The following is a 6,887-nucleotide window of genomic DNA, read 5'->3' on the forward strand; positions in this document are numbered from 1 at the left end:
GGGATCGACCGGGTAACACTCCGTAGACGACCGTACTTGAGGGTGCCGACATGGTTCCGGCCGAGCCGACGAAGCCGCCCGTTTCGCCTGCCGTTCGACGGAACATGCAGGCCATCCGTGCACGCGACACCGCGCCGGAGCTCGCCGTGCGGACACGACTGCACGCGATGGGCCTGCGCTACCGCGTCGCGACGCCACTCGCGTTCGACCGTCGTCGGCGCGCTGACATCTTCTTCAGCAGGGTCGGCCTCTATGTCTTCATCGACGGCTGCTTCTGGCATGGCTGCGTCGAGCACTTCGTACCGCCGAAGACCAACGCCGAGTTCTGGCGGGCCAAAATCGAGGGCAACGCCGAGCGGGACCTGAACACGACAGCGCGGCTTCAGTCGCTCGGCTACGACGTGTTACGGTTCTGGGAGCATGACGACCCCAGCGTCGTTGCAGACTCGATCCGCGCGCGTTACCTTCGTGCCCGACAGGACCAAGTCGAGCTGGGTTACTCAACTCAGGGAGGACATTTTGGCGGTCATCAGGTCATTCAGCCCGGGTCACCAATCTGTTCGGCTTCACCTCACAGAGGTTGATTGCTACTTCCAAACTGTTACCGCCAGTGAAGGCTCGATCTATCTCCATCTGACGACGTTCGGATCGGACGATCGCGCAATTCCTGGAAAGAGTAGCCAGTCGTTTCAGCTGAATGCGGATTCGGCGAGGCGGCTCGCGGGGATTATTAGGGACACGTTTGGAGAAGGTAAGGGTTGACCGACCCCGGGAACCGGACTTGGCTTTTGCGATCGCAACCTAGGTCCCAGGCTCAATGCTGAACAGGTGAAGACGCGCGCTCGCTCGTCCAACGAATATCAGGCATAGCATGCTAAGCGTGCTACTTTGATGCACGCGTTGAGCAGTGGTCAGGTGTTCTAAGGCTTGCGGTCGATGGTGTCGTCTGGGTCCTCTAATGATCCCACTTCCGACCGCACCACTGCCAAAGAGTCCTATTGCCGTCCCTGGCCGAACGCCAGCCGGTAGAGTGCCAGATCCCGCTTCACCTGCTGCAGCGCGATCTCATCCTTGCTGAACGGGAACTCGAACAGCGTCCGCTCGATCTTCGCCGGCCCGTCGTACAGCCAGGATCCGTAAAGCTGGTCGCGCTGCTCGCTTCGTTCCTCAGCCAGCCGATACGCGACGTCCCACGGGTGCTCGTTCCCGGGTATCCGCAGGATGTCGCGCCCGAGGTCGGCGATCACGTTGCGGCGCACCGCGTGCCCACGGAACCGGTCGATCCGGCCCTCACGCTGCTCGAAGTCGATCGGGTTCGCCGGGATGTTCCAATGCACCAGGCTGTGGCACCAGTGGTGGAAGTCGATGCCCTCCTGCCCGACCGAGGTCGAGGCCAGTACGAACGGCCAGAACGGGCTGTTGAACGATTGCCGGACCTCCTGCGGCCGCGCGCCCACGGTGGTGGAACCGGTCCGGTCGCCGTAGCGCATCGCAAATGCGGCGTCGAGCGACTGCGTGCTTTCGCAGGCGTCCGGGTCGAACACCCGGAACGTCGCCCGCCGCAGCGCCGGAGTCGCGGACATCTCGGCAGCGATGTCGGCGAGGGTCGCCTCCGTCATCGTGCCGGGGCGTTCGGCGGCGAGCTGGTAGGCATACTCGTCGAGCATCGCCTGCAGGTTGCCGTCCGCGCAGTACCGCAGCACGGCCCGCCAGTACGGCGGCTCGGAACCGTACAGCCCATCGAGCAGATTCATCGCCTCCGGCCGGTTGAACAGCGACCGCAGCCCCTCCGCCACCCGCACCGCTTGCTCCCACACCGTCCGCTCGGTCACCGCGTCGCCGGGCTTGACCAGTCGCCGCAGCGCCCGCCAGGCCGCGTTCGCCGGACCGAAGCAGGCCAGGGCGGCGACCGTGTCCGCCAGTTCCGGCGGGCGGTTGCCGGCGCTGGGCGGCTCGAGCGCGGCCAACGCCTCCACATGCGCCCGGGCGCCACCGGAACCGGAACCGGGATCATCGTCAGCCGGGGTGCCGGACGACATCAGTCCCGCAATGTCGGCAGCCTCCACCGCCGGGTTCACCGGCAACCGCTTGTCGAACGTCAGCGCGGTGGCCCAATACCAGTGGTCGAGTTCGCTGGCTGCGGACTCCTGACCTGGTTCCCGGAACCGTTCGGCGATCACCCCGGACGCCCGGCGCAGCACTTCCTGCGGATTCACGGCTTCGCCATGGCTGCGGGCGGTCGCCAGCGGATCGCCCAACCGGGCGAGCGCCGGCACCGGCCAGAACAACGCCAGTGTCGACATCGACGCCGCCCGCCCGTCCTGCATCCGGTACGTCAGCCGCGCCCGCTGCCTGCGCCGGTCCAGCACACGACCGAATTCCGCGAGCCGCCGGTCGGCGTCATAACTCAGCAGCGACGCCACCGCGGTCGGCGTCGCCATCCACGACGAGAAGATCAGCCGCTTCGTCATCTCCGCGCTGTCCCCGAACGGCCCACCCGGCGTGGTGTACGGCAGGGTCGGCGGCACCCACAGCAGCCTTTCCCAGCCCGCTCCGGTGGTCTGCGCGGCGAGTTCGCGCAGCTTGCCGTTGCCCAGGTCGACCGGTCGCCGCTGCTCGATGTCGGAGCGGGGGAGGCGCCGGACGATCCGTAGCTGCGCGACCACGTCCGGATCCTGCGCCTGCAGCGCGGTGCGGGTCTTGGTGTGGACCTGGTAGCCGTCCATGAAGTTCGCGAAGTACGGCGCGGACTTCCAGTACTCGACCGTCATGTGCGCCTCGACACTGCCGGCCAGTGCATCCAGCCGGGCGAACTCAAGCAGGTCGTCCGCTGTCACCCGGTCGACCCGGTGCACCACCTCCCGCACCCTGTTCTGTTGCACGGCGGCCGGCCGCTCGGTGCGGCTCATCAAGGGCAACAACCGATGCCGCAGCAGGCTGGCCTGATCGGCCGGACTCTCGCCGCGCAGCACCGTGGTGCGGTAGTGGCGCAGCCCAGCCTTGATCTCGTCCATGGAGTGGTGGGTGCCGCCCTTGGCTAGGAATTCCAGGGTGTCGAACATGTCCTGTTGGTGGTCGTCTTGGTCGCGTTCCTCGGCCAGTGTGAACGCCTTGAACGGCGTCGCGGACAACAGCAGCACCTTGGCCTTCGGATGTCCGAACAACTGCTCCGCGAGCTCGCCGGCGTCGCTGCCGGTGTTCAGCAGATCCTTGAACCGCTGGAACTCATCGAGAATCACCAGGTTGGGCTCCAGTACGGCCAGGCCTGACCGGATCAGCAGCTCCCGACCCTGTCGCGTCGCCTCGGCCGCCTCGGCGCGCAGCCCGTCGGTAATCTGGGAGCCAACCCGGTGCTGGCCGATCAAGGTGCTCAGCCACTCGACCAGGCTGGCATGGTTGGCGTCGGGGGCTGCGGCCTCGGCCCGGACGTACGCAACCACCTCGGGATCCAGCGTTCCCCACGATCTGCGGCAGGCCAGGTGCCGGTCGCTCATCCGTTGCCAGCTGCCGACGGCTCCCTGGCACACCCGGTAGGCGGCCCGCTGATCGAGCCGGTGCTGCAGACCGAGCTGGTGCCAGAGGATCTCCAGCAACAGCAGCCGTTCCTCGGCGTTGCCGACGTTGTTCCTGGTGTTGAACGACGTTCCGGGCGTGAACGACACCAGGTTGATCGGGGTCTGCCAGGTGCTGTCGTCCCGGTGGATCCGGCCGTGGGTGGCGGCCAGCATCGCCAGCCGGCCGGGGGAGACCGCGGCGTCGTGCCCGGTCACATTGAGCCGCGCCAGATTCTGCCGGGCCAGGTCCGAGTTGGAGCACACGTAGACCACATCGATGCTGGTGGTCGCCGGGTCGTCTTGCAGCTTCTCGACGGCCCGGGCGATCACCCCGCGGGCGACGATGCTCTTGCCCAGGCCGGTTTCGTCGGCCACCAGGAACCGACGAGTCGGGTCCGGCCCGTAGAACCGGCGGATCACGTGATCGACGGTGCGCCGCTGGAACGGCCGCAGCCCGGCGAGCACCTTTTCCGCGGTAAGGCGCTGCGGGTCATGGTTGAGGCTCGGCGAATGTCATCAGCCGGCATCCTCGCCGGTGTGCGGCGGCGGGCTGGTCGGCTCATCGTTGATCTTCGTCTGCCCCATGTCGAGCGAGCTATGCCGGCTCGAGGCCTCGGTTTTGTCCGCGACGTATTCGTCGCGGAGTGCGGCGAGCGTCGTCCCGTCGGTCAATTGCCAATAGGTCCAGCCGTTGGAGTGTCGCTGAAGTATGGATCGCGCCGCGCCCGAGGGGCTGCTGAATCGGTTTGGGCCGATCTGCAGATTGCCGTCATCGAGCACTTCCGCCTGTTGTGATGTAGTGCCTGAGCGCGGGACGAGCATGGTGCCCGGGGACAGGAGGCCGGCTGCGATGAGCTGCTTCAGCTCGATGTTCTGAACCGTGGGAGGCAAGGGGTCGGCCACGACTCCGACGTGCCCGTCCGGCACCGGCCAGGTGCCGAGTAACGCATCGATGAGGAGATCGGTCCGTTGGTCGATGGTGGTTTCGTCCCATCCCTGCGCGCCGTGCCGCTTGATCCAACGGTTGACCAACAGGGTGTCGTATCGGTCGAGCTGATCCCGCTTGCCGTTCGCGCCGAGCCAGGGGCCGTTGGACACCGCTGCGTTGAGCGAGCCGGTGATCAAAGTGAGATTGCCGAGACGGTGAACATGTTCGTCACGGGAGATCTCGGCGGTCAGCCCGTCGACGGGCCAATTCAATCGCCACTGCTGGGGGAGGATGTGCTCGATTTGAAGCTGGCCACGTGGGACACGGTTGCTGGCCTTCGCGGGTGTGGCCGCCGCGAATCCCCGCTGAAAGTCCTCAGCGGCCTCGAGGAATCTGCGTAGCCGACCTCGTCGGATCCGCCGGTAGGCAGGCAGCTCTGACAACTCTCGACGCATTATCTCGTCCCCGGGCCAAAAGGTGCTGGCGCGATCGAGTTGCGAAAGATAGTCGGTGACTCGTTCTGCGACGATGTCGCTCCGCACCGGCCGATGGATCCGAATCAGGTCGGCAACGATCCGGCCGAGGTCGCTGTTCGACAAGCCGAGCAGGGCACGCCGCATGACCCAGCTCTCGATTTCTGCCACCACGGCGCTCGCAGTTGCCGCGGGAAGTGGGGCGTCGACGTCGCCGACCCACAGCAACGCGGGCTTGACGAACTCGAACTCGGCCGTTCGATACATGAACAGTTCGATCGGGCCGAGGTCGGCGTGCGGGTCCAGGGATCGCTCCGACCACCGCTGGTACAACTGGGCCTGCCGGTGAAGCGAACTGACGAGGTCCAGCATGGTCCCGTCGAATTCGTGATCCACGAAGTGCTTGAACCGGGTGAAGGTGGCCCGCGGGCCGACCTCCTCGCCGACCTGTGCGACCAGCCACTGGTTGAGGAACAACGAGGACCGGGCGATGAAGTATCGACCGACGCTGATCTCCTTTTCCCAGAACGGGTCCTCGAAGATCATCCAATGATCGTGATAGGCGCGTTCGGTATCTGAGCCTTCGGCGTCGATCTTTCTGAAGACGTAGTTCTTGATGAGATCGGCGGCGGTCAAAGGTGTTCCGCGGGCATTGAGGGTTTCGAAGATCTCCTGTGCGTCGTCGTCGCGGTCCAGGGTGACAATGACCAGCTGTAGCCCGAGTCGCAGTACATGGACAAGTTGATCCGCCCGATGGGCCGCGACGGTGTCGCTTGTCGAGCCGGCGTCCGAGATCCACTCTTCCACCCGCTCGCCGAAGTACTGGTGTGCTCGAACGATCAGGCTCTGGTGCTCGGCGAGCGTGGTGTAGTCAATGGGGGGACGGGCGTTCATCACCTCGTGAAACGCGGCCCGGTCGCGATTGGTCGGCAGCACCTTGAGTCGGTCGTCCGGATCATCCGAGTCGTCCTCGGAGTTGGTGGTGAGTTTGTCCAGTCGTCGCGCGAGTTTGTCCAGGCCGCGTGCCTCCATGGCCGCGCCGGCGGCGTCAAAGATCAGTTGCAGGGTCGTCAGCCGTTGCTGACCGTCGATCACTGTCCATTCGGGCAGTGCACCCGACCGGCCAGACTGCTCCTGAAGCACGACAGCGCCCAGGAAGTGCTGCGCCTCTACGCCTGGGCTCTTCAGCCGTAGTTCTGCGAGGCGGCGGATGTCGTCCCAGAGGGGCTCCCACTGGTCCGCCTGGCTCCAGACGTACTTCCGTTGGAACAGCGGGACAGCGAGGCGCTGAGGCAGGTTGAACACTTGCAGCGGCGTCAACACGTCTGTCTTCATGGGTGTCCTCAATTCCAAGACCTGCGGCCGCAAAGCCGGCCGCATTTCGCTGATGGCTGTCCGGGTTGCCTCGAGCCGCCGTAGCCATCATCGTCGGCCCGCTGCCTTCTCGCCTGCGCAGAATCGCCAGGGCCGGGGTCAATGGGCACAAGAGCGGCTACGGTGGCCGAGATACGCCATGGCTGGGTTGCGAAGTGAGGTTTTACCAGATGACAACCACGACTATCACTGGCGAACTGCAACTTGGGCACGGGAGTGCCCCGGGTCTGGTTGACCACTGATCCTGTGAGGATGAGGTCCTTGCTGGAAGGATGGTCACCATGCCGAAGCCCTACCCCGAAGAGTTCCGCAACGACGTGGTCGCGTTGGCCCGCAAACGCGAAGTCCCCTGGACCCAGATCGCGAAGGACTTCGGGATCTCCGAGGCCTGCGTGCACAACTGGGTAAAGAAGGCCGACATCGCCGACGGGCTGGCTGCGGCGGCGCCGGCCTCGGGCGAGTCCGGCGAGCTGCGGGAGGCCCGCAAGCGGATCCGGCTGCTGGAGCAGGAGGCGGAGGTGATGCGCCGGGCGGTGGCCTACCTGTCCCGGGACGTCA

Annotated in this window: 4 protein-coding genes; 2 read left to right on the forward strand and 2 right to left on the reverse strand. The window is 65.7% G+C overall.

Going from position 1 to position 6,887, the window contains the following annotated elements; translation table 11 throughout:
* Positions 1–50: 50 nt before the first annotated feature.
* The gene (locus K340_RS28900; RefSeq protein ID WP_211229356.1) at positions 51–584 is read left to right on the forward strand and encodes a very short patch repair endonuclease; all 534 of its coding nucleotides are present in this window, start codon (positions 51–53) and stop codon (positions 582–584) included.
* A gap of 411 nt (positions 585–995) precedes the next feature.
* Here the strand turns inward: K340_RS28900 and K340_RS28905 are convergent, their stop codons facing one another.
* Together K340_RS28905 and K340_RS28910 are read right to left on the reverse strand one after the other, a co-directional pair.
* Positions 996–4,019, reverse strand: a complete 3,024-nt coding sequence (locus tag K340_RS28905) for a hypothetical protein (RefSeq protein ID WP_037363923.1) — start codon at positions 4,017–4,019, stop codon at positions 996–998.
* A 51-nt stretch (positions 4,020–4,070) separates the two neighbouring features.
* Positions 4,071–6,290 (reverse strand): GmrSD restriction endonuclease domain-containing protein, encoded by a 2,220-nt coding sequence (locus K340_RS28910; protein ID WP_051265679.1) that lies wholly within the window; start codon positions 6,288–6,290, stop codon positions 4,071–4,073.
* A gap of 320 nt (positions 6,291–6,610) precedes the next feature.
* Here K340_RS28910 and K340_RS36595 point away from each other — a divergent pair.
* The coding region (locus tag K340_RS36595; protein ID WP_029136592.1) for an IS3 family transposase at positions 6,611–6,887 on the forward strand (277 nt) is incomplete at its 3' end.

It is taken from the genome of Nakamurella lactea DSM 19367, assembly GCF_000426645.1.
GTDB lineage: Bacteria > Actinomycetota > Actinomycetes > Mycobacteriales > Nakamurellaceae > Nakamurella > Nakamurella lactea.

Coding starts and splice junctions, on each gene's coding strand:
- K340_RS28900 (WP_211229356.1), top strand. CDS start 51: ATGGTTCCGGCCGAGCCGACGAAGCCGCCCGTTTCGCCTGCCGTTCGA.
- K340_RS28910 (WP_051265679.1), bottom strand. CDS start 6,290: ATGAAGACAGACGTGTTGACGCCGCTGCAAGTGTTCAACCTGCCTCAG.